Origin of the sequence: Bradyrhizobium sp. C-145 (assembly GCF_023375135.1) — a bacterium.
GTDB classification, from domain to species: Bacteria; Pseudomonadota; Alphaproteobacteria; order Rhizobiales; family Xanthobacteraceae; genus Bradyrhizobium; species Bradyrhizobium zhanjiangense.
Window position 1 is genome coordinate 9393929 of sequence record NZ_CP088150.1, and the last position, 25631, is coordinate 9419559.

A 25631-nucleotide genomic window follows, 5' to 3' on the forward strand; every position below is an offset into this window, starting at 1 on the left:
TGATTAGAACCTCTCTAGTTGCGAGAAACTTGCATCTGCATCTTTCTGTCCTTATATTGCAGGGAGATATTGTTCACGCGTGCCCGAAATCTGGAAATGAGCGAGAATACCGCGCCCCATCACGACGACGACGTCCATTCCGCGGCCCTCTTGTCCGGCCGCCAGCCGGCCCTGACCGGCTGCCCGTGGCACGACGTCAACGAAATGCTCCAGTCCGCGGGGCTCCGTCCGACGCGCCAGCGCATGGCGCTCGGCTGGCTCTTGTTCGGCAAGGGTGCGCGCCACCTCACGGCTGAAATGCTCTATGAGGAAGCGACCCTGGCCAAGGTTCCGGTGTCGCTGGCGACCGTCTACAACACGCTGAACCAGCTCACCGATGCCGGCCTGCTGCGCCAGGTCAGCGTCGACGGCACCAAGACCTATTTCGACACCAACGTCACCACCCACCACCACTACTACCTCGAGAACAGCCATGAGCTGGTCGATATCGAGGATCCGCATCTGGCGCTATCCAAGATGCCTGAGGTGCCCGAGGGGTACGAGATCTCGCGCATCGACATGGTCGTGCGCCTGCGCAAGAAGCGCTGAGCCTCACTCTCTGCCGTCGTCCCGGCCCCCGCGCGCAATTGCGCGCTAGGCCGGGACGACGGCAAGACGTCAGTTTACCTGCTCGTCCGAGTAGACGCCCCAGAGGCGCTCCTGCTGGATCCAGCCGTCAAAACCGTTGCCGGTGACGTGGCACCAGTTTGCGGTGCACTTCCTCACCTGCGTGACGACGCCGACCTGGAGCTTGGCTGCAACCGCGCTGTCGGGATCGGGACGGTCGTAGATCGGCGCGAGGTCGTCCTTGTTCTTCATGGTGACGACCGCGGTACGGCGACCCGACAGCAGCGAATGATAAACCCAGCCCTCGGCGCCTTCGGAATCGCGTACCCGGCGCCAGTTCTCGAATTCAGCGGTGATTTCGACCGGCAGGCCGGCGCGGGTATAGACCCATGCCACGTCATTGTCCTTGGTCGGGCCGGCGCGAACGTTGACGTGATCCGACTTGAGGCTGACATAGCGCGGCACCGGCAGCCCGCTGGCGGTCTGGGGGGTGTTGTCCTTCGCCGAATGCGAGGGGCTGACCGAGGCGCTCAACCAGGTACAAACGAGCGCCATCACCGAACAAAAACGCCCCAACGCCATCAAACCCGTCTCCTGTCGAAGACCCGCCCGAGCCGGGTCCTCACTCCAAAATCCAAAATCCTGCCGCGTCAGCCCCTGTCCCGCCCCACGCGGGTGTTCCCCAAAGCCAGGTCCGCAAGCCCTAACCCGTGGTTCTTGTCTTGGCCCGGTCTTCTGCTAGAGAGGACGGACGCTTGAACAACCAGTTTGCCCCGATTTTCCGGCCGGAAATATCGGGAGAGCTTGAAGGAAACGCCGGGGACGACACGGCAAGGGCAGTGTCGAACAACCGGGTTAATGAGGCCTCAACGGCCGGCCTTTGGTGACAGAGGCGGCCTGCGGCACCTCATGAGGCAGGACATGTCGGTGAAGAAAAAGCCCCTCGTCGTGGTGACGCGCAAGCTGCCGGATTCGATCGAGACGCGGATGCGCGAGCTGTTCGACGCGCGGATCAATCTCGACGACACGCCGATGTCGGCCGAGCAGATCGCGGAAGCCGCGCGCACCGCCGACGTGCTGGTTCCGACCGTGACCGACCAGATCAGTGCCGATGTCGTCAATCAGCCCGACTGCAAGCTTCGCCTGATCGCCAATTTCGGCAACGGCGTCGACAATATCGACGTCGAGGCCGCGCACGCCCGCGGCATCACTGTCACCAACACGCCAAAAGTCTTGACCGAAGATACCGCCGACATGACCATGGCGCTGATCCTCGCGGTGCCGCGCCGAATGATCGAAGGCGCCTCGATCCTGACCGAAGGAAAACCCTGGCCGGGCTGGTCGCCGACCTGGATGCTCGGCCATCGAATCGGCGGCAAACGGCTCGGCATCATCGGTATGGGCCGCATCGGCCAGGCCGTGGCGCGCCGCGCCCGCGCCTTCGGCCTGCAGATCCACTATCACAACCGCCGCCCCGTCGCGCCGAAGATCGCCGAAGAACTGGGTGCGACCTATTGGGAAAGCCTCGACCAGATGCTGGCGCGGATGGACATCATCTCGGTGAACTGTCCGCACACGCCGGCGACCTATCATTTGCTCTCGGCGCGGCGGCTGAAGCTGATCCGGAAAGACGCCTACATCGTCAACACCGCGCGCGGCGAGGTGACCGACGAGGATACGCTAATCAAGCTGATCGAAGGCGGCGAGATCGGCGGCGCCGGCCTCGACGTCTACGAGCACGAGCCCGCGGTCAATCCAAAACTGGTGCGGCTCGCAAAGGCCGGCAAGGTGACGCTGCTGCCGCATATGGGCTCGGCCACAATCGAAGGCCGTGTCGAGATGGGCGAGAAGGTGATCATCAACATCCGCACCTTCCTCGACGCCCACAAACCGCCGGATCGCGTGCTGCCGAGCATGCTCTGATCGCGTGCGGCGCTCAGGTGCGATGGGCGCTGAGGTCGGTGACGACGGGCCCATCGCCGTTGAGCGGATTGGCCGGATCTCGTCCATAGCGCAGCGTCTCGAAGCGCATCGCGCGCGCATCGATCATCAGAAGGCGGCCGATGAGGCCGTCGCCAAAGCCGACGATCTCGCGGATCGCCTCCAGCGCCATCATCGAGCCGAGCACCCCCGCCAGCGCCCCCATGACGCCGGCCTCCGCGCAGGCCGGCACCGTGCCGGGCGGCGGTGCCTCCGGGAACAGGCAGCGATAAGTCGGATTGAATTCGCCCTGCTCGTTCTTCTCATGTGCACGGATGGTGGTGAGCGAGCCGTCGAAAGTGCCGAGCGCGGCCGTGATCAGCGGCCGCTTCGCGAAGAAGCAGGCGTCCGAGACCAGATAGCGCGTCGAGAAATTGTCGGAACCGTCGAGCACGAGGTCGTAGTCGCCGATCAGGCTGAGCGCATTGTCGGCGTTGAGCCAGGTGGCGTGGCCGACGAAACGGACATGCGGATTGAGCGCCGCAATCCGCTCGGCGGCGCTTTCGACCTTGTGCCGGCCGATATCGGGCGTCGTATGGATCACCTGGCGCTGCAGGTTGGACAGCGACACCACGTCGTCATCGACCACGCCGAGCGTGCCGACGCCGGCGGCGGCCAGATACATCAAAGCGGGCGCGCCGAGCCCGCCGGCACCGATCACCAGCACGGAGGCCCGCTTCAGCGCAGCCTGGCCGGGACCGCCGACATCGCGCAGCACGATATGGCGGGCATAGCGTTCAAGTTCGTCCGGGCTCAGCATCGTCCTTCGTTCCTCTCACCCCTCATGGTGAGGAGGCGCAAAGCGCCGTCTCGAACCATGAAAGGCCCCGATCTCGCCCGTGGCCATCCTTCGAGACGCGGCCTTGAGGCCGCTCCTCAGGATGAGGACTTGGGTTCGTGGCCTCTATCGCCACCTGAACCACCCCATCATTGGTCGCGACCAAGGAGATGTGCTTCAATGACATGGCGTTCAATGGGCTGGCTGGATTTGTCATGAGATCGATGCTTGCGGCAACACTGATGTTTGCGGCTGCCACAGGCGCGAACGCCCAGATGACGGCGCCACAGGTCCCCGGCACCAAGCCGAAGACGGTGCAGACCGTGCCGATCCAGCCTCCGGCGATGCAGACGCCGTCGGCCACAGCGGATGCCATGGCAAGAGCTGAGCGGCTGGCGCTCCAGTCCGACCTCGCCTGGGTCGGCCAGTATAACGGCGCCATCACCGGCGACGTCAGCGAGCGCATGGTCAACGCCATCAAGGAGTACCAGAAGGCCAAGGGCGGCAAGCCGACCGGCGTGCTCAATCCGCAGGAGCGCGCCGCGCTTGCCGAGACGGCACGAAAGAAACAGGAGAGCGTCGGCTGGAAGATCGTGACGGAGCCGACCACCGGCGCCCGGCTCGGCATCCCCGGCAAGCTGGTACCGCAGCAAGCGAGCGACGCCAATGGCTCGAAATGGGCTTCGCCGACCGGCACGGTTCAGGTGCTGCTCAGCCGCCGCAAAGAGGCGAACCCGACCTCGGCAAAACTCGCCGACCTGGAGAAGGAGCCGTCCGGGCGCAAGGTCGATTACACCGTGGTGAAGCCCGACTTCTTCGTGCTGTCGGGATTGCAGGGCCTTAAGAAGTTTTATGTCCGCGGCACCTTCAAAGGCGACGAGGTCCGCACCATGACGATCCTCTACGACCAGGCGACTGAGAACACGGTCGAGCCGGTCGTGATCGCGATGTCGAGCGCGTTCAATGCGTTTCCGTCGGGACCGCAAGCCGGGCCGCCGCCGCGCAAGACCGTCGAATACGGCACCGGCATCGTCGTCAGCGACGATGGTGCGATCGTCACCGACCGCCTCGTCACCGATGGCTGTCTCGCGATCACGATCGCCGGCTATGGCAGTGCCGACCGTCTCGCCGAGGACAAGGAGCACGATCTCGCGCTCCTGCACATCTACGGCGCACGCGGCCTGAAGCCGCTCAGCCTCATCGGCGGTGCGGCAAAGACGAGTGTCGATGTCATCGGTATCGCCGATCCGCAGAGCCAGGGCGGCGCGGCCGGCGTGTCGAGCCTCAAGTCCGCGCTGGCGCCGGTCGCATCAAGCAGTTCCGCACTGTCGCCTCCGCCGGCGGTCGGCTTCTCCGGCAGCCCGACCATCGACGCCGACGGCAAGTTCGCGGGCGTCGCGCTGCTGAAGCCGGCAATGGTCGCGGGACCTGCGACGTCGGTGCCGGCGTCGCAGGCGGTGATGGTCGCCGCGGAGACGGTGCGCGGATTCCTGAAGGCGAATGGCGTCACGGCGAATGGCACGTCGACGGACGCAAGAGCGGCCGTCATACGCGTGATCTGCGTGCGGAAGTAAACCAGCCGAGAGAATGATCCGCTCGTGTCCCGGACGCGGTGCGGCACGTAGTGCTGCGCCGCTGAGCCCGGACCCATGCTATCTCAAATTCCGTGGAGGTGATTTTTCTGGGCCCCGGCTCAGCAGCGCACCGCTTTCCGCTGCGCTTTGTCCGGGGCACCGCCGTGAGCACTATCTTACGTACGACTACGGGTCCGGTAATGGTACGGATTCGCTGGTATTCGCTATTCCGCCATCATCGTTGCCGTTGATTCGGACCTCCGCGATCCCCTTTGGATCGGGCCGGCACGTCCTGAGCGAGAAGGGCTCAGCATCGAGATCGATGCACGTTCGCGTGGCGTATTCCTGACCCAAGCATTCCAAAGGATTGATCTTCAATGCACACGATCGTACTGGCCACCCAAAAGGGTGGCAGCGGCAAGAGCACGCTTGCCATCGGCCTCGCGCTCGCAGCTCAGCAGGCCGGCTTCACCGTCCGCCTGATCGAGACCGACCCGCAGGGCACCCTGTCCAACTGGCAGCGCCGGCGCACCACGGATGATCTCGTCGTCGAGCCGATCTATCACGCCGCCGACATCGCGCCGCGCCTGAAAATGCTGGCCGACAGCGGCCTCCAGCTCGCGATCGTCGACACCGCAGCCGGCCTTAGCGCCGCCACCACCGCCGCGATCCGCCATTCCGATCTCTGCCTGATCCCGGCCCGCCCGAGCGTCGCCGACATCGAGGCGACCGCTTCGACGCTCAGCGTCGCGCGCGCCTGGAAGCGGCACTTTGCCTTCGTGCTGAACCAGACGCCGATCCGCGGCCAGCGCATCGACAATGCCGCCAACACCCTCGCCGAGGAAGCCGCGCTCGATCTTGCCGAGATGCTCGCACGTCCGCTGATCGTGATGCGCAACGATCACCAGGACTCACTCGCGAACGGTCTCGCGGTCAGCGAATTCGCGCCGAACGGCAAATCGGCAGACGAGATCCGCGGCCTCTGGCAGTGGATCGAGACCCGGCTCGAACTCTCCACCACGACCCATCTGCTGGCCAGCCAGATGATGTCGGCTGCGGACGGCATGCTGCATGTCAGCGCCGAGCTTTCGGCGGACGAGACCAAGATACTGGCGTCCTGAGTGGGGCGATCGCTCGGACGGCAGCGGGCTCTTCACTATCCGGTTGAAGAGCCCAAGCGACGAAGCAATCCGGCCACCAGCCCGGCCGGGTTGCTTCGCTTCTTTTTTGGGGGAGAGGCTCGACCTACCCGTCATTGCGAGCGAAGCGAAGCAATCCAGAGTACCTCCGCGGTGACAGTCTGGATTGCTTCGTCGCAAGAGCTCCTCGCAATGACGGTTGCGGTAGGCATATCGGCTAGCAGAAACTCACCTTCTGTCGGCCGCTCGCCTGATCCTCACTTCTGACATTTCGGACACCAGAAGGTCGACCGACCACTCTGCGTAAACCGCTTGATGGTGCCGCCGCAGCGCGGCGTCGTGCATTTCTCACCCTCGCGGTCATAAACCCTAAACGAATGCTGGAAATAGCCGAGCTCGCCCGAGGTCTGGCGGTGATCGCGCAAGCTGGAGCCGCCGGCCTTGATGGCATCGTTCAGCACGGTGTGGATCGCGCCGACCAATCGCTTGGCGTGGTCCGTCGGCTCGCCGCCGGCAACGCCCTTGCGTTGTCCGGCCTTGGTCGACAACGTCGCGGCGATCCGGCGCGGCGACAGATGCGAGCGGTGCAGCGCCTCGCAGACATAGATGTTGCCGAGCCCCGCCACCACGCGCTGGTCGAGCAGCGCCGCCTTCAGGCTGGTGGTCTTGCCGGCACAGGACCGCGCCAGCATCGCGGCGTCGAACTCGTTGCCGAGCGGCTCGGGACCGAGCCCGCGCAGCAGCGGCTCTTCATCAAGCGCAGCGCGCGCAATCACTTTCATGTATCCGAAGCGGCGCGGGTCGTTGAAGACGATGTCGGCGCCCGAGGACATCCGAAACAGCACGTGGTCATGCGCTGAGTCCTTGCCGCGGGGATAGTGAAACGCGCCGGGCGCGGCATCGTTGTCCGGCTTGATGACGCGGAACGAACCCGACATGCCCAGATGCATCAGGAGCACGTCGCCGGAGGCGAGATCGGCCATGAGATATTTTGCGCGGCGGCCGAGCCCGGTGACGACCTGCCCCTTGAGCCGCGCCACGAAGTCCGGCTGGAACGGAAAGCGCAAATCCGGCCGCCGGGCCTCGGCGTTGAGGATTTTCGCGCCCTCCATGACGGGCTGAAGGCCGCGGCGGACGGTCTCGACTTCGGGCAATTCAGGCATGGTCGGGCATTCACCTTATGAGGGCGGTGTGATAGCGCCATTGCGGCGGGCGCGCTATGGTCCGCCTCGTGGAGTAGAGTAATGGATCGGCCGGGCGAAACCACGCATTTTGGCTTCAGGGACGTCCCCTTAGGGGACAAGCAGACGCTGGTGAACGATGTGTTTCACAGCGTGGCCTCGCGCTATGATTTGATGAACGACCTGATGTCCGGTGGCCTGCACCGGGTCTGGAAAGACATCATGATCAACGCGCTCGACCCGCCGAGGAGCGACCGGCCGTTCGCGCTGCTCGACGTCGCCGGCGGCACCGGAGACATCTCGTTCCGCGCCGCCAAGGCCGCAGGCTCCGGCTTCCATGCCACCGTCTGCGACATCAACACGGACATGCTCGCCGTGGGCCGCGAGCGCGCCATGAAGCGGCATCTCGAGACCCGGGTCGATTTCGTCGAGGGCAATGCCGAAACACTCGCCTTCGCCGATCGCAGCTTCGATGCCTATACGATCGCTTTCGGCATTCGCAACGTGCCGCAGATCGACCTTGCGCTCCGCGAGGCCTACCGTGTGCTCAAGCCCGGCAGCCGTTTCCTATGCCTGGAATTCTCGACCGTCGAGATGCCGGGCCTCGATCGCCTCTATGACTTGTTCTCGTTCAAGGTGATCCCGCCGCTTGGCCGCATGGTCACGGGCGACGCCGAGTCCTACCAGTACCTGGTCGAGTCGATCCGCAAGTTTCCAAAGCCAGGCGTCTTCGCCGACATGATTCGCGACGCCGGCTTTTCCCGCGTCAGCTGGCAGACGCTCAGCGGCGGCATCGTCGCACTGCATTCAGGCTGGCGTTTGTGATCTCTGCCATTAGCCACATTGCGCGCCTGATCCGCGCCGCGTTCGTGTTCGCGCGCGAAGGCGTGTTCGGCTCGGTCGATCGGAGCCTGGTGCCGCCGCCGGGACAGCTCGCGCTGAAGCTGGCGCGGCTCGTCGAGCGGCGCGGCGTCAAGCACGGTCCGCGGATATCGCGCGCCCTCACCCGAATGGGCCCGGCCTATCTCAAGCTCGGGCAGTTCCTGGCAACACGCCCCGACGTCGTCGGCGTCATCATGGCGCGCGACCTCGAAAGCCTCCAGGACCGCCTGCCGCCATTTTCGCAAGCCGAAGCGGAGGCGGCGATCACGACGTCGCTGGAACGGCCGCTAACGGATGTGTTTGCGAGCTTCGGCCCACCGGTCGCCGCCGCCTCGATCGCGCAGGTGCATCGCGGCGAAGTCCTGCGCGACGGCATCCGCAAACCGGTCGCGATCAAGGTGCTCCGGCCCAACGTCGCCGCACGTTTCCGCCGCGACCTCTCCGACTTCTTCTTCGTCGCGCACAAGGCCGAAGCCTATTCTTCCGAGGCACGGCGCCTGCGCCTCGTCGAAGTCATCAACACCATGTCGCGCTCGGTCGCGATGGAGATGGATCTGCGGCTGGAGGCCGCGGCGCTGTCGGAGATGGCGGAGAACACGCGCGACGACCCTGATTTCCGCGTGCCGATCGTCGACTGGGATCGCACCACGCACAACGTGCTGACGATGGAGTGGATCGACGGCATAGCGCTGAACGATCACAAGCGCCTTGCAGAGGCGCAGGTCGACCTGCCCGATCTCGGCCGCAAGGTGATCCAGAGCTTCTTGCGGCACGCGCTGCGCGACGGCTTCTTCCACGCCGACATGCATCCGGGCAACCTGTTCCTGGATGATACCGGCCGTCTCGTCGCGGTCGATTTCGGCATCATGGGCCGGCTCGGGATGAAGGAGCGGCGCTTCCTCGCCGAGATCCTGCTCGGCTTCATCACCCGCGACTACCGCCGCGTCGCCGAGGTGCATTTCGAGGCGGGCTATGTGCCCGCGCATCATTCGGTCGAGAATTTCGCGCAAGCGATCCGCGCCATCGGCGAGCCGATCCACAACCGCACCGCCGAGGAGATCTCGATGGCGCGGCTGTTGACGCTGCTGCTCGAGGTCACCGGCCTGTTCGACATGAGGACGCGGCCCGAGCTGATCCTGCTGCAAAAGACCATGGTCGTGGTCGAGGGCGTGGCGCGCGGCTTCGATCCCAAGCTCGACATCTGGAAGGTCGCGGACCCCGTGGTGCGAGAATGGATCGAGCGCAATCTCGGGCCGATCGGCCGGGTCCAGGGCGCGCTGGCGGGGACCGGAGACATCGCGCGCGTGCTGATGCGCCTGCCGGAGATCGCCGAGCGGTCGGTGAAGGTGCTGGAGCAGCTCGAGACCATGACGCGGGAGGGCATAGGGCTGTCGCCGGAGAGCATCGCCGCGATGGGCCGCAGCGAGAGCCGCAAGAACCGCGGGCGCACCGTGGCGCTCTGGATCATCGCCGCGACCTTCATCGGCATCCTGATCGCCATCCGGAATCTGTGATTGCACTGCAATCACACGGATGATAGCATCGCGATCATTCCGTGCTGGAGGGCGTCATGGCAAGCCTGACCATCCGCAAGCTCGACGACGCCGTCAAAACCTATCTGCGGCTGCGCTCGGCCAAGAACCGCAGGTCGGTCGAGGAAGAGGTCCGGGTCATCCTGCGGGAGCTCATCGAGGGCCGCGAGGAGCCCCTGACGCCGTTTGCGGTGCCGCCTGCGGCAGCCTCAGCCCCGATACCCCAACGTATCAGCGCCGCTCCCGAGGCCAGCGTCACCCTGATCATCGGCGGCGGCATTGCGGCCTACAAATCGCTCGACCTGATCCGAAGGCTCAAGGAACGGCGCGTCGAGGTCCGCTGCGTGTTGACCAAGGCAGCGCAGCAATTCGTCACGCCGCTGGCGGTGAGCGCGCTGTCGCATGAGCGCGTCTACACCGACCTGTTCGACCCCCAGAGCGAGTTCGACGCCGGCCACATTCGCCTCGCGCGCGACTGCGACCTGATCGTGGTGGCGCCGGCAACCGCCGATCTCCTGGCCAAGATGGCGAACGGCCATGCCGACGATCTCGCCAGCGCCATCCTGCTCGCGACCAATCGCAAGGTGCTGCTGGCGCCTGCGATGAACCCGCTGATGTGGAACAACGCGGCGACGCGCCGCAACGTCGCGCAGCTCCAGCGCGACGGCGCGGTGCTGATCGGCCCGAATTCCGGCGAGATGGCCGAGGCGGGGGAGGCCGGAACCGGCCGCATGTCGGAGGCGATCGAGATCGCCAATGCCGCCGAGCGGCTGCTGCGGCCGCCGGTGCCGCGCCCGCTCGCCGGCAAGCGCGTGCTGATCACCGCAGGACCCACGCACGAGCCGATCGATCCGGTGCGCTACATCGCCAACCGCTCTTCCGGCAAGCAGGGCTTTGCCATTGCCGCCGCCGCCCAGGCCGCCGGCGCCGAGGTGATTTTGGTGAGCGGCCCGGTCGATCTCAGCGATCCCCAGGGCGTGACGGTGAAGCATGTCGAATCGGCACGGCAGATGCTGGAGCAGGTACAGGCCGCGCTCCCCGCCGACATTGCGATCTTCGCCGCCGCAGTCGCCGACTGGCGCGTCGCCAACGAGGGCGAGCAGAAGCTGAAGAAGACCTCGGCCGGCATGCCACCGCTTCAGCTGGTCGAAAACCCCGACATCCTCGCCACCATCTCCAAGCTGACCGACAAGCGGCCGCCGCTGGTGATCGGCTTCGCCGCCGAGACCGAACACCTCATCGACAACGCCAAGTCAAAACTCGCGCGCAAGGGCTGCGACTGGATCGTCGCCAACGACGTCTCGCCGGCCACCGGCGTGATGGGCGGCGACCGCAACACTGTGCACCTGATCAGTCGCAAGAATGGTGAGAAGAATGGCGAGATCGCAGTTGATTCCTGGCCGGTGATGACCAAGGAACAGGTCGCCATCGAACTGGTCGCGCATGTCGCAAGGAGCGTGGCCGACAAATCCCGGGAGCCGGCATCTTGAGCACCAAAGTCACGGTCGAACTGCAACGCCTCGCCCATGCCGAAGGCCTGCCGCTGCCTACCTATCAGACCGCCGAGGCCGCCGGCCTCGATCTGATGGCTGCGGTTCCGGACAGCGAGCCGTTGACGCTCGCGCCCGGCCACTACGCGCTGGTGCCGACGGGCCTCGCAATCGCCTTGCCGCCGGGCCACGAGGCCCAGGTGCGGCCGCGCTCGGGGCTTGCCGCCAAGCACGGCGTCACCGTGCTGAACTCGCCGGGCACGATCGACGCGGACTACCGCGGCGAGATCAAGGTGATCCTGATCAACCACGGCCAAGCCCCCTTCGTGATCAAGCGCGGCGAGCGCATCGCGCAGATGGTGATCGCGCCCGTGGTGCAGGCCGCGCTGGTTCCCGTGGCCACCTTGTCGACAACCGATCGAGGCGCCGGCGGTTTTGGTTCCACCGGCCGCTAGTTCTTCACCTCTCCCGCTTGCGGGAGAGGTCGGCACGGAGTGCCGGGTGAGGGCTCTATCCTCTGGGGGAATGTCCCATTGTCGAGACACCCTCTCCCCAACCCTCCCCCGCAAGCGAGGGAGGGAGCGCACCTTCATCGAGGCAAGCACTCCGCATTGCCCCGCTAACGCGCGACAGCTCCAGCCGAATCACCCGAAGAACTACGTGCGTTGGAACATCGTGCCCGGCATTTTTGGGGGGCCGCCATTGCGTTCACGATCTGGACTCTTACCGCCGGAGTCGCGGTGAGGGTATTGTCTTTTGATTCGCGCGCGACGGGGGTCGCCGCGCGCAAATCCGTGCGATCTTGGGGCAACTATGTCAGGCGTGATCGTGTCGATGCGTCGGACGCTGTTGTCGTGCACATCGTTGGCGCGCAACGGCTTGTTGGGGAGCGCTTTCGCGGCGCTGCTGCCGGCTGCGCCGGCTGAGGCCGCCGACCTCGTCGACACTCTCTCCATCATGCTGGATTTCAACCGGCAGGAACTCGCGGTGCTCGCCACCGCGCTGGCCTTGCTCGGCTTCTCGGTGGTGGCCGCGATCCTGTTGATGCGCACGCGCGTGCGCACGGCGGACAACGAGGCGCGGCTGCGCGCCCGGATCGGGGAACTGCAACTCCAGGCCGATCGCTTCGGCGCGCTGCTGTTCGCCGAGCCGCAGGTCCTGATCTCCTGGCCGGCCGGCGACAACCGCGCGCAGATCTCCGGCGACATCTCGATGGTGCTGCCGCGCGATTCCTCGCCGCAGCGCGTGCTCGCGTTCGGAACCTGGCTGCCGCCGGAACCGGCGCTGCAGATGGATCACGCCGTCGATGCGCTGCGCCAGCACGGCGACGGGTTCCAACTGACGCTGACCACCGCGCATGGCCATACGCTGGAAGCCATCGGCCGCGCCATCGGCGGCCAGGCCATTGTCAGGATTCGCGAACTCTCCGGGCTGCGGCGCGATCTGGCCGAGACCAATCTGCGTTACAAAGCGCTCTCCGACGAGACCGAGATGCTGCGCGGCTTCGCCGCCGCTTCTCCATGGCCGATCTGGGCCAAGGGCGAGAACGGCGCACTGACCTACGCCAACCCCGCCTATGTCCGCGCGACCGAGGCGAACAGCGTCACCGATGCCCAGGAGCGCAAGCTCGAGCTGCTCGACAGCGCCGACCGCACCGCGATGGATCGGGGACTGAAGGACGCCGCCAACTTCAACTCGCGGCTGCCGATCGTGATCGGCGGCGAGCGGCGCATGTATGACGTGCGCGCGGTCAATGTCGGCAGCGGCAGCGTCGGCGTCGCCATCGATGCCAGCGAGGCAGATGCGCTGAGCTCGGCGCTCGTACGCATGGCGGAGGCACATCGCCGCACGCTGGACCAGCTCTCCTCGGGCGTGGCCGTGTTCGACGGTCAGCGGCGCCTTGCCTTCTACAACGATTCCTACCGGCGCCTGTGGGACCTCGACCGCACCTTCCTCGACGCCAACCCTGATGATTCCAGCGTGCTCGACCAGCTCCGCGCCGCGCGCAAATTGCCGGAGCAGCCGGACTTCCGCGCCTGGAAGGTCAAGCTGCACGAGGCCTACCGCGCGGTCGAGACCGCCAAGGACACCTGGTTCCTGCCCGACGGCCGCGCCCTCTCGGTCGTTACCACGCCGAACCCGGAAGGCGGCGTCACCTATCTGTTCGACGACGTCACCGAGAGCCTCGACCTCGCCCGCCGCTTTGACGGCCTGATCCGGGTGCAGCGCGAGACGCTCGACAGCCTCGCCGAAGGCGTCGCGGTGTTCGGCAGCAACGGCAAGGCGCAGCTGTTCAACCCGGCCTTCGTGCGGATGTGGAAGCTGTCGAGCGATGCCATGCGCGGCGAGCCGCATATCCAGACGGTCGAAGGCTGGTGCCATCAGCTGTTCGACGACCCCGGCGTCTGGCGCCAGATCCGCGAAGCCATCACCTCGATCGAGAACCGCGCCGACATCCCGCTCAAGCTGGAACGCAAGGACGGCAGCGTGCTTCATGGCATGATCCGCCCGCTGCCTGACGGCGCGACCATGTTGACGTTCCAAGACATTACCGACACCGAGAATGTCGAGCGCGCGCTGCGCGAGCGCAACGAGGCGCTGGAGGCCGCCGACCAGATGAAGGTGGATTTCGTCCACCACGTCTCCTACGAGCTGCGCTCGCCGCTCACCACCATCATCGGCTTCGCGCATTTCCTCAGCGATCCCTCAACCGGGCCGCTGACGCCGAAGCAGGCCGAATATCTCGACTACGTCACCAAATCGACCAACGCGCTGCTGGCGCTGACCAACAACATCCTTGATCTCGCCACCATCGACGCCGGCGCGATGAAGCTGGAACTCGGCCCGGTGGACGTCAGCAAGACCATCGAGCTCGCCGCCGAGGGCATCCAGGACCGCCTCGCCACCGACCGCATCCGCCTCAAGGTCGAGATCGCGCCCGACGTCGGCAGCTTCATCGGCGACGAGAAGCGCGTGGTGCAGGTGCTCTATAACCTCCTCGCCAACGCCGTCGGGTTTTCTCCACAGGATTCCACCGTCGGCATCAGCGCACGCCGCACCGAACGCAGCGTGGTCTTCACCGTGACAGATTCCGGGCCTGGAATACCTGCCGACATGAAGGACAAGGTGTTCAACTGGTTCGAAAGCCGCTCGCAGGGCTCGCGTCACCGCGGCGCCGGGCTCGGCCTGTCGCTGGTGCGCTCCTTCGTCGAGCTGCATGGCGGCAAGGTGCGGGTGGATTCGATCGTCGGCCGGGGCACGGTCGTGATCTGCGATTTCCCGACCGACCAGGCGGCGCATCGCGACGCCGCCGAATGACTGAACCAACCACATTCTCCGTCGCGCTCCACAACGAGACGGCCACTGCGCAATTGATGGCCGACCTCGCGCTGCTGGTCGGCCCGGGCGATGTCATCACGCTCACCGGTGATCTCGGCGCCGGCAAGACCGCGGCGGCGCGCAGCCTGATCCGCTATCTCGCCGGAGACGATGCGCTGGAAGTGCCGAGCCCGACCTTCACGCTGGTGCAGGGCTACGAGCTGCCGCCGTTTCCGGTGATGCATGCCGACCTCTACCGTGTCGAGGACGAGAGCGAGCTCGAGGAGATCGGACTGTCGCCGCTACCGGACGCAACCCTGGTTCTGATCGAATGGCCAGAGCGTGCGCCGTCGGCGATGCCGGAAGATCGCATCGACATCGCGCTGACGCACCGGCCGGCGCTGGGCTCGAATGCACGCGCGGCCGACATCACCGGTTACGGCAAGGGTGCAGCGCAAGTCGCGCGGCTGAAGGCGCTGCGCGAATTCCTCGATGCATCCGGCTATATCGACGCGACGCGACGGCGCATGAATGGCGACGCCTCGACGCGCTCCTATGCGCGGCTGATCCGTGACGACGGCGTCGTCATCCTCATGAACTCGCCGCAGCGCCCGGATGGCGCGGCGCTCTATGACGGCAAGTCCTACAGCGCCGCGGTGCATCTTGCGGAAAACATAAAGCCGTTCGTTTTCATGGACGAAGGTTTACGTGTGGCGGGAATCTCAGCGCCCGCGATCCACCATTTCGATCTCGACCACGGTTTTCTGATCTCGGAGGATTTCGGCAGCGAAGGCGTGATCGAAGGCGATCCGCCGCGCCCGATCGCCGAACGTTATGAAGCTGCGACCGACGTGCTGGCCATGCTGCACAGCAGGACGTTGCCGGGGACGCTGCGGCTGGCGGACCAGACCTACACCATTCCTGTCTTCGACATCGAGGCGATGCTGATCGAGATCGGATTAATGCCGGAATGGTATCTGCCCGATCGCAACGCGCCGCTGAGCGAGGAGGCGCGCGCGGAATTCTTCGCGATGTGGCGCGAGCTGCTGAAGAAACCGCTGGCGGCGCCAAGAACCTGGGTCATCCGCGACTATCACTCGCCCAATTTGATCTGGCTCGGCAATCGCACCGGCATCGCGCGCGTCGGCGTGATCGACTTCCAGGACGCCGTGCTCGGTCCGCAATCCTACGACGTGGTGTCGCTGCTCCAGGACGCCCGCATCGATGTGCCGGAAAGCCTCGAGCTGACGCTGCTGTCGCGTTACATCAAAGCGCGCCGCGCGGCTGATGCCAGCTTCGATGCGGCCGGATTCGCCGAGCTCTACGCCATCATGTCCGCGCAGCGAAACACCCGCCTGCTCGGCACCTTCGCCCGGCTCAACCGCCGCGACGGCAAGCCGCATTATCTGCGTCACCAGCCGCGGATCTGGACCTATCTCCAGCGCTCGCTCGCGCATCCCGCGCTCACCGATCTGCGCGAGTGGTATCTCGCCAACGTCCCGCCGCCGCAGCCCTAGTCCGGGGCCCGATTTACCGGCCGTTAGCCAAGATGTCGCTATTCTGGCGGCGAGGCAGCCGGATCGTCACGGGGCTGGAGCAAGGGCAGATGGCGGCGAAAGCGGATCAGCGCGGAAATAACCGGGTCGTTTTCGAGCGCGGGGTTCCGGCCCAGATGATGGGCATCGACGGCACCTGGCGGCGCGACTGCACCATGGAGGACGTCTCCGAGACCGGCGCCAAGCTGACCATCGACGGCTCGGTTGAGGGCCTGCACCTGAAGGAATTTTTTCTGCTGCTGTCGTCCACCGGACTTGCGTACCGGCGCTGCGAGCTGGCCTGGGTCAATGGCGACCAGATCGGCGTCAATTTCCTCAAGCTCGGCGACAAGAAGAAAAAGGCGCGCTCCACAGCCATCGGGGCGTAACGGCAACACTCGTCGTATAACCGTCACGGCGGGCGATTAAGGCGGTTGGGATGCGGTGCGGCAGGCCGAGGCTCATGCTAGGATTGCCGCGAAAGCGAAATAAAGGGATTTGAGAAAGCGAAGAATGTCCGTCAAACCGACCAAAGCCATGGTGCTTGCCGCAGGGTTCGGCCTGCGCATGCGTCCGCTGACGGACAAGATGCCGAAGCCGATGGTGCCGGTGGCTGGCCAGCCACTGCTCGACCACGTGCTCGACAAGCTCGGCCAAGCCGGCGTGACCGAGGCGGTGGTCAACGTGCATTACCTGCCCGATCAAATCATCGATCACACCGCATCGCGCCAATCTCCGCGCGTTATCATCTCCGACGAACGCGACCAGGTGCTCGGCACCGGCGGCGGCGTGGTCAAGGCGCTGCCGCTGCTCGGCGATGCGCCGTTCTTCCACGTCAATTCCGACACGTTGTGGATCGACGGGGTGCGCTCCAACCTGACGCGGCTTGCGGAAAACTTCGACCCCGCGCGCATGGACATTCTGCTCTTGATGGCGCCGACCGCGACCAGCATCGGCTATAGCGGCCGTGGCGATTACGGCATGCTGCCCGACGGCGCCCTGCGCAAGCGCAAGGAGAAGGAGGTCGTTCCGTTCGTCTATGCCGGCGCGGCGATCATGTCGCCCGCGATCTTTGCCGATGCGCCCAAGGGCGAATTCTCACTGACAAAAATGTTCGATCGCGCCAATGAGCAGGAGCGGCTGTTCGGCCTCCGCCTCGACGGCGTCTGGATGCATGTCGGCACGCCTGATGCCGTGCATGCGGCGGAAGAGGCGTTTCTGGAGAGCGTGGCGTAAAGGCGCCTCGAAGACGGTGCCGTAGGGTGGGCAAAGCAAAGCTGTTCCAGCATCGCGAACAGCGGGGAAGACCTCGCCCACACCCATGACCATTTGAGCTCGCCTCCCTATATTGGCGCCTGATTCCCGAATCAGGCAGCCCATGCGCGTTTTCAGCGTTCCCATCTCAGTTCCGTTCCTACGCACGGTCGTCGCGGCCCTGCTCGACGGCCGGCTGGTCGATGGCTTCGAGGCGCGTAAGGAGCCGGCGCGGCTTGCCGATGCCACGCTGTATCTGCCGACCCGGCGCGCGATGCGCGTGGTGCGCGAGATCTTCCTCGACGAGATGAAGGCAGACGCGGTGGTGCTGCCGCGCATCGTCGCGCTCGGTGACATCGACGAGGACGAGCTCGCTTTCGCCGACGAGGGCGAGCAGTTTTCAGGTGCAACACCTCTCGACATTCCGCCACGGCTGGGTGAGCTCGAACGGCGGCTGACGCTGGCGCAGCTCGTCGCCGCTTGGGCCAAGGGCCCGGTGCTGGCGCCGCTGGTGGTTGGCGGTCCAGCTTCGACACTGGCGCTGGCCGGCGACCTCGCGCGCCTGATCGACGACATGGTGACGCGCGGCGTCGACTGGAGCGCGCTCGACGGTCTGGTACCGGATCAGCTCGACCGCTACTGGCAGCACTCGCTCGAATTCTTGCGCATCGCGCGCATTGCCTGGCCCAGCCATCTCGCCGAGATCAAACGGATCGAGCCGGCGGCGCGGCGCGATCTCCTGATCGCGGCGGAAGCCAGGCGGCTGACCGCGCATCCGAGCGGGCCGGTGATCGCGGCCGGCTCAACCGGCTCGATGCCGGCCACCGCAAAATTCCTCCATGCGGTCGCATCGCTGCCACATGGCGCCGTGGTGCTGCCGGGCCTCGACACCGATCTCGACGATGACGCCTGGCGCACCATCGGCGGCGTGCGCGATGCGCTCGGCAAATTCGCGGAGCATCCGGCCTCGAACCATCCGCAATATGCCATGCACGCGCTGTTGCAGCGTTTTGGCATCAAGCGCAGCGACGTCGAGATTCTCCAGCCGCCGGCAGAAGGCGGCCGCGATCTGCTCGCATCCGAATCGATGCGGCCGTCGGCCAAGACGGAAATTTGGCATGACCGGCTGAAGCAGCCGGATGTCGCGGCAAAGATCGCCGGCGGCATGAAGAACCTGACGGTTGTCGAAGCCCCCAACCCTGAAATGGAGGCGCTCGCTATCGCGATCGCGATGCGCGAGGCGCGGCATCTCGACAAATCGGCGGCGCTGGTGACGCCCGATCGCGCGCTGGCGCGGCGGGTGATGGCTGCGCTGGCGCGATGGGACCTCGCCTTCGACGATTCCGGCGGCGATGTGTTGATGGAAACATCCGCCGGCGTCTTTGCCCGCCTGGCGGCAGAGGCGGCGACCAAGGGCCTGGAGCCGCCGACGCTTTTGGCGATGCTGAAGCATCCGCTGTGCCGGCTCGGCCGCGCGCCCAGTGCGTGGAAGGCAGCGATCGAGGGCCTCGAACTCGCGGTCTTGCGCGGCACGCGTCCACCCGCGGGCACGGCCGGCCTCCTGCGCGAATTCAACCGCTTTCGCGACGAGCTGGCAAAGCTGTGGCGCAGCGAAGTCTCCGCGCTCCATAAGGCCGAGCCGCGCGCGCGGCTCAAGGCCGAGGATCTCGATCGAATCCAGGCGCTGATCGATGCCTTGCAAAAAGCATTGGCGCCGATCGAGAGCCTGGCCTCGTCAAAACCGTATGACTTCGCCGAGCTCGCGCACCGGCATCGCGAGATCATGATCGAGCTGTCGCGCGACGAGCAGGGCATTCCGCTCGCCTTCGAGGAGCGCGAAGGCCTCGCCCTCGCCGGCGCCTTCGACGACCTGCTGCGCGGCGGAACGACCAGCGGGCTGATGGTGCCGTTGCCTGACTATCCCGACGTCTTCCAGACCGCGTTCGGCGATCGCGCGGTGCGGCGGCGGGATAGACCCGGCGCCCGGCTGCAAATCTACGGCCCGCTGGAATCGCGCCTGATGCAGGCCGACCGTATCATCATTGGCGGCCTGATCGAGGGCGTCTGGCCGCCGGCGCCGCGCATCGACCCCTGGCTCAGCCGGCCGATGCGGCACGAGCTTGGGCTCGATCTGCCGGAGCGCCGCATCGGCCTTTCCGCACACGACTTCGCGCAGCTGCTCGGCGGCGACGAGGTGATCCTCACCCATTCGGCGAAGGCCGGCGGCGCGCCGGCGGTGGCCTCGCGCTTCCTGCATCGGTTAGAGGCGGTGGCGGGCGATGAGCTCTGGAAGGCGGCAGTTCGCGCCGGCGAAAAATATGTGCAGTTTGCGGGCGCGCTGGACCAGCCCGACGAGGTCAGGCCGATCAAGCAGCCGGAGCCGCGACCGCCGCGCGCGACGCGGCCGCTCAAGATGTCTGTCACCGCGATCGAGGACTGGCTGCGCGATCCCTACACGATCTACGCAAAGCACATTTTGCGGCTGGATGCGCTTGATCCGGTCGACATGCCGCTCTCGGCCGCCGATCGCGGCTCGGCCATCCATGATGCGCTCGGAGAGTTCACGGAAACCTATGCGGCACGCCTGCCCGACGATCCCGCGCGCGTGCTGCGCGCGATCGGCGAGAAGCATTTTGCGCCGCTGATGGAGCGCCCCGAGGCGCGGGCACTGTGGTGGCCGCGCTTCCAGCGCATCGCGCGCTGGTTCGGTGAATGGGAGACGGCGCGGCGCGATGCGATCGAGGCCATCACGGCGGAGACCCACGGCGAGATCTCGATCACGCTCGACACCACGCGTAGCTTCCGCCTCTCTGCGCGCGCGGACCGCATCGAGCGCCGCAAGGGAGGCTTCTATGCCATCCTCGACTACAAAACCGGGCAGCCGCCAAGCGACAAGCAGGTCCGCATGGGCCTGTCACCGCAACTGACGCTGGAAGCCGCGATCCTGCGCGAAGGCGGCTTTCCCGACATCGACGCCGGTGCGTCGGTCAGCCAGCTCGTCTATGTCCGCCTGAGCGGCAACAATCCGGCCGGGGAAGAGCGCATCCTCCAGCTCAAGGTAAACAAAGGTGACGAGCCAATTCCGCCGGACACTGCCGCCGCCGACGCAAGAGCCAAATTGGAGGCGCTGATCCGCGCCTTCGAGGACGAGAACCAGCCGTACACCTCGCTGAACCTGCCGATGTGGGCGAACCGCTACGGCATCTATGACGATCTTGCCCGGATCAAGGAATGGTCTGCGGCCGGTGGATTGGGGATCGAGGAATGGTGAAGGCGCCGCGCCCCATCCCCGACGAGGTGCGCGCGCGGCAGGCGCGCGCATCCGATCCGACCGCCTCCGCTTTCGTGTCGGCCAATGCCGGCTCGGGCAAGACGCATGTGCTGGTCCAGCGCGTGATCCGCCTCTTGCTGTCCGGCGTGCCGCCGGAAAAGATCCTCTGCATCACCTTCACCAAGGCCGCCGCCGCCAACATGGCCGAGCGCGTGTTCACCACGCTCGGTCACTGGGTGACGCTGGGCGATGCCGGGCTCGACGCCGCCATTCGCGCCGTCGGCATTCCCTACCCCAGCCCAAAACTGCGGCGCGAGGCGCGAAAGCTGTTTGCTTGTGCGCTGGAAACGCCGGGTGGCTTGAAGGTGCAGACCATCCACGCGCTCTGCACCCGCCTGCTCCAGCAATTCCCGTTCGAGGCCAACGTGCCCGCGCGCTTTGCCGTGATCGATGAGCGCGACCAGACCGACATGATGGAGCGCGCCAATCTGAAGGTGCTGCTCGACGCCGCACGTGATCCGGAGAGCGTCACAGGCCGCGCGCTGCTGACGGCGATGGCGAGCGCCGCCGACGTCACCTTCAAGGAGGTCGTGCGCGAGGCGTGCCTGAGTCGCGATCATTTCATGGCATGGACCGACGAGGCCGGCAACGCCGAGGCAGCTGCTGCTCAGATGGCGGCGGTGCTGGGTGTCGACGCCGGCGACCGCATCGAGGACGTTGAGACGGAGATTCTCGACGGTCCGTTCCTGCCGCGGTCACGCTGGGACGAAGTTGTTCTCGCACTCGATGGCGGCAACAAGACTGAGCGGGATCAGGCCGATTGCTTACGTTCGGCAAAAGCGTTCTCAGGCGGCGCGCAGGTCGATGCTTATCTCGGGGTCTTTCTCACCGATGAAAAGAAGCAACCACGCAAGACGTTGCTAACCAAACAGTTTTGCAAAGATCATCCGTCAGTCGCTCACCTATTCGAACACGAGGCGCAGCGGCTTGGTGGGCTGATCGAGAAGCGTCGCGCTGTGACGGTTCGCGACCGCACCGCGGCCCTGCTACACATCGCGACCGCTGCCGCCCAAAACTACCGCCGCGAGAAGCAGGAGCGCGGTCTGCTCGACTATGACGACCTCATCGACAAGACGCTGGCGATGCTGGACCGCGTCTCCTCGGGCTGGGTGCATTACAAGCTCGACCGCGGCGTCGATCACGTCCTGATCGACGAGGCCCAGGACACCAGCCCGCGGCAATGGGACATCGTCGCGCACATCATCTCCGAATTCACCGCAGGCGAAGGCGCGCGTGAGGGGCTGAACCGCACCGTCTTCGCGGTCGGCGACGAGAAGCAGTCGATCTTCTCGTTCCAGGGCGCAGCTCCGCACGAATTCGACGCACGCCGGCGCGAGCTGCACCGCAAGTTCACCGCGGCCGGGCTGAAGTTCGATCCGGTCGCCTTCACCTATTCGTTCCGCTCGGGCGCCGCGATCCTGCACTCGGTCGACCACGTTTTCCGCGATCCCCAGATCTACAAGAGCATCCATTCGGTCGAGATCGGCCATCCCCTGCACAATGCGCTAGCCGATGCAGGCCCGAGCGTGATCGAGCTGTGGGACCTCGCGGAGGCCGACGAGCGACAGGACATCGAGGGCTGGCGCGCACCCTTCGACGGCGTTGCCGTCACCAGCCCCGAGGTGAAGCTCGCGCGCCGCATCCAGGCCGAGATCAAGCGGCTGATCGAGAGCGGCACGCTGACGGGACACGAAGGCGAGCGGCGGCCGCTGCGCTATGGCGACATGCTGATCCTGGTGCGGCGGCGCGGTAATGCCTTTGACGCCGTGATCCAGGCGCTGAAGCACGCTGGCGTCCCGGTCGCCGGCGCCGACCGGCTCAAGCTGACCGAGCACATCGCCATCATCGACCTGATGAATCTTGCGGACGCGCTGCTGCTGCCGCAGGACGATCTCGCGCTCGCCGTGGCGCTGAAGAGCCCGCTGTTCGGGCTCGATGACGACGACCTGTTCCAGCTTGCCTGGGACCGCAAGGGATCGCTGCGCCGCGCGCTGGGCGAACATGCGGACACAAGCGAGAAGTTCGCCACGGCATTGCGGCGCCTGGAAGCCTGCGAGATGCGTACGCGCGAGGAGACGCCGTTCGCGTTCTACGCCTGGCTGCTAGGGGGCGATGGCGGCCGCGCACGCATCCTGCGCCGTCTCGGGCACGAAGCCAACGACGCGCTCGACGAGTTCCTGGAGCTGGCGCTGAACTATGAGCGCAAGGCGCCGGCCTCGCTGCAGGGCTTCATGGCCTGGCTGCGTTCGGCCGACACCGAAGTGAAGCGCGACATGGAGATCTCGCGCGACGAGGTGCGGGTGATGACCGTGCACGGTGCCAAGGGTCTGGAGGCTTCCGTCGTATTCATGGTGGACACGACATCCTCGCCCGCGGATTCGCAGCGGCTGCGGCTAATTCACGTGCCGCGCGGCAATGGCGGCGAGGTGGTGGTCTGGGCCGGCCGTAAGGCCGACGATCCCAAGCCGGTCGCCGAGGCGCGCAAGGCCATGCTCGAGGAGACCGAGGACGAATATCGCCGCCTGCTCTATGTCGCGATGACGCGCGCCGCCGACCGCCTGATCGTCGGCGGCTGCATGCCCGGCAATATGAGGACCGTCCGCAAGCTGAGCTGGTACGATCTGGTCGACACCGGCCTCGCCGGCTCGGGCCTGGACAAGCAGATCATCGAGACGCCGCTCGGCAAAGTGACACGATTCGCGCGGCCGGAGGATGTCGCGGCGCTAGGCACGCCGGCGACGTCGGTGGACCAGACAATCGCTTTGCCGGACTGGCTGCGAGCGCCGGCCGCGCGCGAGATCGTCGACGAGGATCCCGTGCGCCCCTCGGGCCAGTCGGCCGAAGAGGGCCGCCGCGTGCGCAGCGGCGAATCGGTGCAGTCCCGCGCGCTGGCGCTGCAACGCGGCACGCTGGTGCACCGGCTGCTGCAATCCCTGCCCGACATCGCCGCCGAGCGCCGGCGCGAGGCCGCACGCGACTTCATGGCACGCAATGCCTCGGACTGGCCCGACGCCGACTGCACCGCGCTGGCCGACAAGGTGCTCGCCTTGATCGCTGAGCCGCGCTTCGCCCCGGTCTTTGCCGCCGGCAGCCGGGCCGAGGTCGCCATCGTCGGCAAATTGGAGCGGCCGGGGCGCACCCCGGCGCTGGTGTCGGGGCAGATCGACCGGCTGGTCGTTCGACCCGAGGAGGTCCTGATCGTGGATTTCAAGACCAACCAGGCGGCACCCAGAAACGCGGCCGAGGCCCCCGCCGCCTATGTCCGGCAGCTCGCGCTGTACCGGGCGGTGCTATCGAGGCTTTATCCCCAAAGGCCTGTCAGGGCTGTCCTGCTCTGGACCGAGGCCCTTGAATATATGGAGATTTCGGCCCCCGCGCTGGACGCGGCGCTGGCATCCCTTCATCTCGGTGTGAGCGTCCTTGACCCGGCAAGGAGCCGTTCATAGGTTGACCCCATGATCCCGGGCGCGATTCCAGGTCGCGCCGATTCTTTCAACCGAGTGAGGTACTCCAATGGCCGTTAGCAAGGTTTCCGACGCCGATTTCGAAGCCGAAGTGCTCAAGGCGAACGGCCCCGTGGTCGTCGATTTCTGGGCCGAATGGTGCGGCCCCTGCCGCATGATCGCGCCCGCCCTCGACGAGATCGCCGGTGCGATGGGCGACAAGGTCAAGATCGTGAAGCTCAACGTCGACGAGAGCCCGAAGACCGCGTCCAAGTATGGCGTGATGTCGATCCCGACTCTGATGATCTTCAAGGGCGGCGAGATGGCCTCCCGCCAGGTTGGCGCGGCACCGAAGGCAAAGCTCCAGCAGTGGATCACCTCCGCGGTCTGATCCTTCTCGCGCGGGATTATTTTCGAGAACGGCCGGCGAAAGCCGGCCGTTTTGCGTTGGTGGGGGTGTTCAGCGTAGGACGAGTCCCAGCCCTTGCCCGCCCCTCCCGCAAAGCGCGCGCGAAAATCGACCTCCCTCGTTGCGATGGAGGCGCGGTCGGTCGATGCGATCCCGCGCGGCAAGGAGTGGCAGTACGAGCCGAAATGGGACGGCTTTCGCTGCTTGCTGTCGCGCAACGGCAGCGACGTCGATCTCCGCTCGAAATCCGGCGAGGACCTCACGCGCTATTTCCCCGAGATCGTTGCCGCCGCGTTGAAGCTGAGGGCGGATCGTTTCACGCTCGACGGCGAGATCGTCGTGCCGCACGGCAAGGGTTTTTCGTTCGACACATTGCTGCAACGAATCCATCCCGCGGCAAGCCGCGTGAAGAAGCTCTCGCAGGACACGCCGGCGCTCTACCTCGTCTTCGATCTGCTCGCGGCGACGAAAGACAAGCACCTCGCCGGAAAGTCGTTGATCGAACGACGGCCGGCGCTCGAAGCGTTCGCGAAAGCCAACCTCAAGGGCAGCGTCTTCCGTCTTTCACCGTCGACAACGAGCTACGCCACCGCCAAAAAATGGCTGGCGCAATCCGGCGGCGGTTCGGACGGTGTCATCGCCAAGCGCATCGACCTGCCCTACCAAGCCGGCACGCGCGACGGCATGCAGAAGATCAAGAAATTCCGCAGCGCCGATTGCGTCGTCGGCGGCTTCCGCTACGCCACCAACAAGATCGCCGGCAGGAACGTGGTCGGCTCGCTGCTGCTCGGGCTCTATGACGACAAAGGTCTGCTGCACCATGTCGGCTTCACCTCGGCGATCAAGGCAGAGCAGAAGCCTGATCTGACCGATCGGCTCGAAGCATTGATTGGCGAGCCCGGCTTCACCGGCAACGCGCCGGGCGGGCCGAGCCGCTGGTCCACCGAGCGGTCAGCAAAGTGGTGTCCGCTCAAGCCGAAGCTGGTGATCGAGGTCTGCTATGACCATTTCAGCGGCGAGCGCTTTCGCCACGGCACCTCGATCCTGCGCTGGCGCCCCGACAAGGCGCCGCGGCAATGCACATTCGAGCAGCTGAAGCAGAAAGCGGCCGATCCGATGAAGTTGTTGAAGTGAGCTAGCCGTAGCCCGGATGGAGCGCAGCGTAATCCGGGAATTGTG

19 protein-coding genes are annotated in these 25631 nt (G+C 65.8%); 16 read left to right on the forward strand and 3 right to left on the reverse strand.

Going from position 1 to position 25631, the window contains the following annotated elements; all coding sequences use genetic code 11:
• The first annotated feature begins 96 nt into the window (after positions 1 to 96).
• Positions 97 to 588, forward strand: a complete 492-nt coding sequence (gene irrA / locus LRP30_RS44205) for an iron response transcriptional regulator IrrA (RefSeq protein ID WP_091882249.1) — start codon at positions 97 to 99, stop codon at positions 586 to 588.
• Between the two features lie 69 nt (positions 589 to 657).
• Here irrA and LRP30_RS44210 read toward each other — a convergent pair whose 3' ends face one another.
• Positions 658 to 1188, reverse strand: a complete 531-nt coding sequence (locus LRP30_RS44210) for an SH3 domain-containing protein (protein ID WP_128940694.1) — start codon at positions 1186 to 1188, stop codon at positions 658 to 660.
• Between the two features lie 339 nt (positions 1189 to 1527).
• Here LRP30_RS44210 and LRP30_RS44215 point away from each other — a divergent pair, with 339 nt between their 5' ends.
• A complete protein-coding gene (locus LRP30_RS44215; protein ID WP_128930403.1) occupies positions 1528 to 2529 on the forward strand; it encodes a D-glycerate dehydrogenase in 1002 nt (333 codons plus the stop codon).
• 13 nt (positions 2530 to 2542) lie between these two features.
• On the opposite strand, the gene moeB is transcribed toward LRP30_RS44215, so the two are convergent.
• Positions 2543 to 3346 (reverse strand): molybdopterin-synthase adenylyltransferase MoeB, encoded by an 804-nt coding sequence (gene moeB / locus LRP30_RS44220; RefSeq protein ID WP_091882261.1) that lies wholly within the window; start codon positions 3344 to 3346, stop codon positions 2543 to 2545.
• 233 nt (positions 3347 to 3579) lie between these two features.
• On the opposite strand from moeB, the gene LRP30_RS44225 reads away from it, so the two are divergent.
• On the forward strand, positions 3580 to 4938 hold the full coding sequence (locus tag LRP30_RS44225; RefSeq protein ID WP_249758890.1) for a peptidoglycan-binding protein: 1359 nt from the start codon (positions 3580 to 3582) through the stop codon (positions 4936 to 4938).
• A gap of 377 nt (positions 4939 to 5315) precedes the next feature.
• Positions 5316 to 6059 (forward strand): ParA family protein, encoded by a 744-nt coding sequence (locus LRP30_RS44230; protein ID WP_128930406.1) that lies wholly within the window; start codon positions 5316 to 5318, stop codon positions 6057 to 6059.
• A 275-nt stretch (positions 6060 to 6334) separates the two neighbouring features.
• On the opposite strand, the gene mutM is transcribed toward LRP30_RS44230, so the two are convergent.
• Positions 6335 to 7240, reverse strand: a complete 906-nt coding sequence (mutM, locus tag LRP30_RS44235; protein ID WP_128930408.1) for a bifunctional DNA-formamidopyrimidine glycosylase/DNA-(apurinic or apyrimidinic site) lyase — start codon at positions 7238 to 7240, stop codon at positions 6335 to 6337.
• 81 nt (positions 7241 to 7321) lie between these two features.
• Here mutM and ubiE point away from each other — a divergent pair, with 81 nt between their 5' ends.
• From ubiE to LRP30_RS44295, 12 genes are all read left to right on the forward strand, one after another.
• A complete protein-coding gene (ubiE, locus tag LRP30_RS44240) occupies positions 7322 to 8083 on the forward strand; it encodes a bifunctional demethylmenaquinone methyltransferase/2-methoxy-6-polyprenyl-1,4-benzoquinol methylase UbiE (protein WP_128940699.1) in 762 nt (253 codons plus the stop codon).
• On the forward strand, positions 8080 to 9654 hold the full coding sequence (gene ubiB, locus LRP30_RS44245; protein ID WP_249758891.1) for a 2-polyprenylphenol 6-hydroxylase: 1575 nt from the start codon (positions 8080 to 8082) through the stop codon (positions 9652 to 9654). The genes ubiE and ubiB overlap by 4 nt, the downstream gene beginning before the upstream one ends.
• A 56-nt stretch (positions 9655 to 9710) precedes the next feature.
• Positions 9711 to 11162 carry a bifunctional phosphopantothenoylcysteine decarboxylase/phosphopantothenate--cysteine ligase CoaBC gene (gene coaBC, locus LRP30_RS44250; RefSeq protein WP_128930411.1) on the forward strand — a complete coding sequence of 484 codons (1452 nt, stop codon included), beginning with the start codon at positions 9711 to 9713 and terminating at the stop codon, positions 11160 to 11162.
• On the forward strand, positions 11159 to 11617 hold the full coding sequence (dut, locus tag LRP30_RS44255) for a dUTP diphosphatase (protein ID WP_128930412.1): 459 nt from the start codon (positions 11159 to 11161) through the stop codon (positions 11615 to 11617). Before coaBC ends, dut begins: the two co-directional genes overlap by 4 nt.
• Positions 11618 to 11975: 358 nt before the next feature.
• Positions 11976 to 14480 carry a PAS domain-containing sensor histidine kinase gene (locus LRP30_RS44260; RefSeq protein ID WP_249758892.1) on the forward strand — a complete coding sequence of 835 codons (2505 nt, stop codon included), beginning with the start codon at positions 11976 to 11978 and terminating at the stop codon, positions 14478 to 14480.
• Positions 14477 to 15997, forward strand: a complete 1521-nt coding sequence (gene tsaE / locus LRP30_RS44265; RefSeq protein ID WP_249758893.1) for a tRNA (adenosine(37)-N6)-threonylcarbamoyltransferase complex ATPase subunit type 1 TsaE — start codon at positions 14477 to 14479, stop codon at positions 15995 to 15997. Before LRP30_RS44260 ends, tsaE begins: the two co-directional genes overlap by 4 nt.
• Positions 15998 to 16086: 89 nt before the next feature.
• Positions 16087 to 16404 (forward strand): PilZ domain-containing protein, encoded by a 318-nt coding sequence (locus tag LRP30_RS44270; RefSeq protein ID WP_091883010.1) that lies wholly within the window; start codon positions 16087 to 16089, stop codon positions 16402 to 16404.
• 124 nt (positions 16405 to 16528) lie between these two features.
• On the forward strand, positions 16529 to 17251 hold the full coding sequence (locus LRP30_RS44275) for a nucleotidyltransferase family protein (protein ID WP_249758894.1): 723 nt from the start codon (positions 16529 to 16531) through the stop codon (positions 17249 to 17251).
• A 142-nt stretch (positions 17252 to 17393) separates the two neighbouring features.
• Complete coding sequence (addB, locus tag LRP30_RS44280; protein WP_249758895.1) at positions 17394 to 20540, forward strand: double-strand break repair protein AddB; 3147 nt, start codon at positions 17394 to 17396, stop codon at positions 20538 to 20540.
• A complete protein-coding gene (addA, locus tag LRP30_RS44285) occupies positions 20534 to 24046 on the forward strand; it encodes a double-strand break repair helicase AddA (protein ID WP_249758896.1) in 3513 nt (1170 codons plus the stop codon). The genes addB and addA overlap by 7 nt, the downstream gene beginning before the upstream one ends.
• A gap of 67 nt (positions 24047 to 24113) precedes the next feature.
• Positions 24114 to 24434, forward strand: a complete 321-nt coding sequence (gene trxA / locus LRP30_RS44290) for a thioredoxin (RefSeq protein ID WP_008540017.1) — start codon at positions 24114 to 24116, stop codon at positions 24432 to 24434.
• 144 nt (positions 24435 to 24578) lie between these two features.
• Positions 24579 to 25586, forward strand: coding sequence for an ATP-dependent DNA ligase (locus tag LRP30_RS44295; RefSeq protein ID WP_249761971.1), 1008 nt, complete (start codon positions 24579 to 24581; stop codon positions 25584 to 25586).
• Positions 25587 to 25631 lie beyond the last annotated feature (45 nt).

Coding starts and splice junctions, on each gene's coding strand:
- irrA (WP_091882249.1), top strand. CDS start 97: ATGAGCGAGAATACCGCGCCCCATCACGACGACGACGTCCATTCCGCG.
- LRP30_RS44210 (WP_128940694.1), bottom strand. CDS start 1,188: ATGGCGTTGGGGCGTTTTTGTTCGGTGATGGCGCTCGTTTGTACCTGG.
- LRP30_RS44215 (WP_128930403.1), top strand. CDS start 1,528: ATGTCGGTGAAGAAAAAGCCCCTCGTCGTGGTGACGCGCAAGCTGCCG.
- moeB (WP_091882261.1), bottom strand. CDS start 3,346: ATGCTGAGCCCGGACGAACTTGAACGCTATGCCCGCCATATCGTGCTG.
- LRP30_RS44225 (WP_249758890.1), top strand. CDS start 3,580: ATGAGATCGATGCTTGCGGCAACACTGATGTTTGCGGCTGCCACAGGC.
- LRP30_RS44230 (WP_128930406.1), top strand. CDS start 5,316: ATGCACACGATCGTACTGGCCACCCAAAAGGGTGGCAGCGGCAAGAGC.
- mutM (WP_128930408.1), bottom strand. CDS start 7,240: ATGCCTGAATTGCCCGAAGTCGAGACCGTCCGCCGCGGCCTTCAGCCC.
- ubiE (WP_128940699.1), top strand. CDS start 7,322: ATGGATCGGCCGGGCGAAACCACGCATTTTGGCTTCAGGGACGTCCCC.
- coaBC (WP_128930411.1), top strand. CDS start 9,711: ATGGCAAGCCTGACCATCCGCAAGCTCGACGACGCCGTCAAAACCTAT.
- LRP30_RS44260 (WP_249758892.1), top strand. CDS start 11,976: ATGTCAGGCGTGATCGTGTCGATGCGTCGGACGCTGTTGTCGTGCACA.
- tsaE (WP_249758893.1), top strand. CDS start 14,477: ATGACTGAACCAACCACATTCTCCGTCGCGCTCCACAACGAGACGGCC.
- LRP30_RS44270 (WP_091883010.1), top strand. CDS start 16,087: ATGGCGGCGAAAGCGGATCAGCGCGGAAATAACCGGGTCGTTTTCGAG.
- LRP30_RS44275 (WP_249758894.1), top strand. CDS start 16,529: ATGTCCGTCAAACCGACCAAAGCCATGGTGCTTGCCGCAGGGTTCGGC.
- addB (WP_249758895.1), top strand. CDS start 17,394: ATGCGCGTTTTCAGCGTTCCCATCTCAGTTCCGTTCCTACGCACGGTC.
- addA (WP_249758896.1), top strand. CDS start 20,534: ATGGTGAAGGCGCCGCGCCCCATCCCCGACGAGGTGCGCGCGCGGCAG.
- trxA (WP_008540017.1), top strand. CDS start 24,114: ATGGCCGTTAGCAAGGTTTCCGACGCCGATTTCGAAGCCGAAGTGCTC.
- LRP30_RS44295 (WP_249761971.1), top strand. CDS start 24,579: ATGGAGGCGCGGTCGGTCGATGCGATCCCGCGCGGCAAGGAGTGGCAG.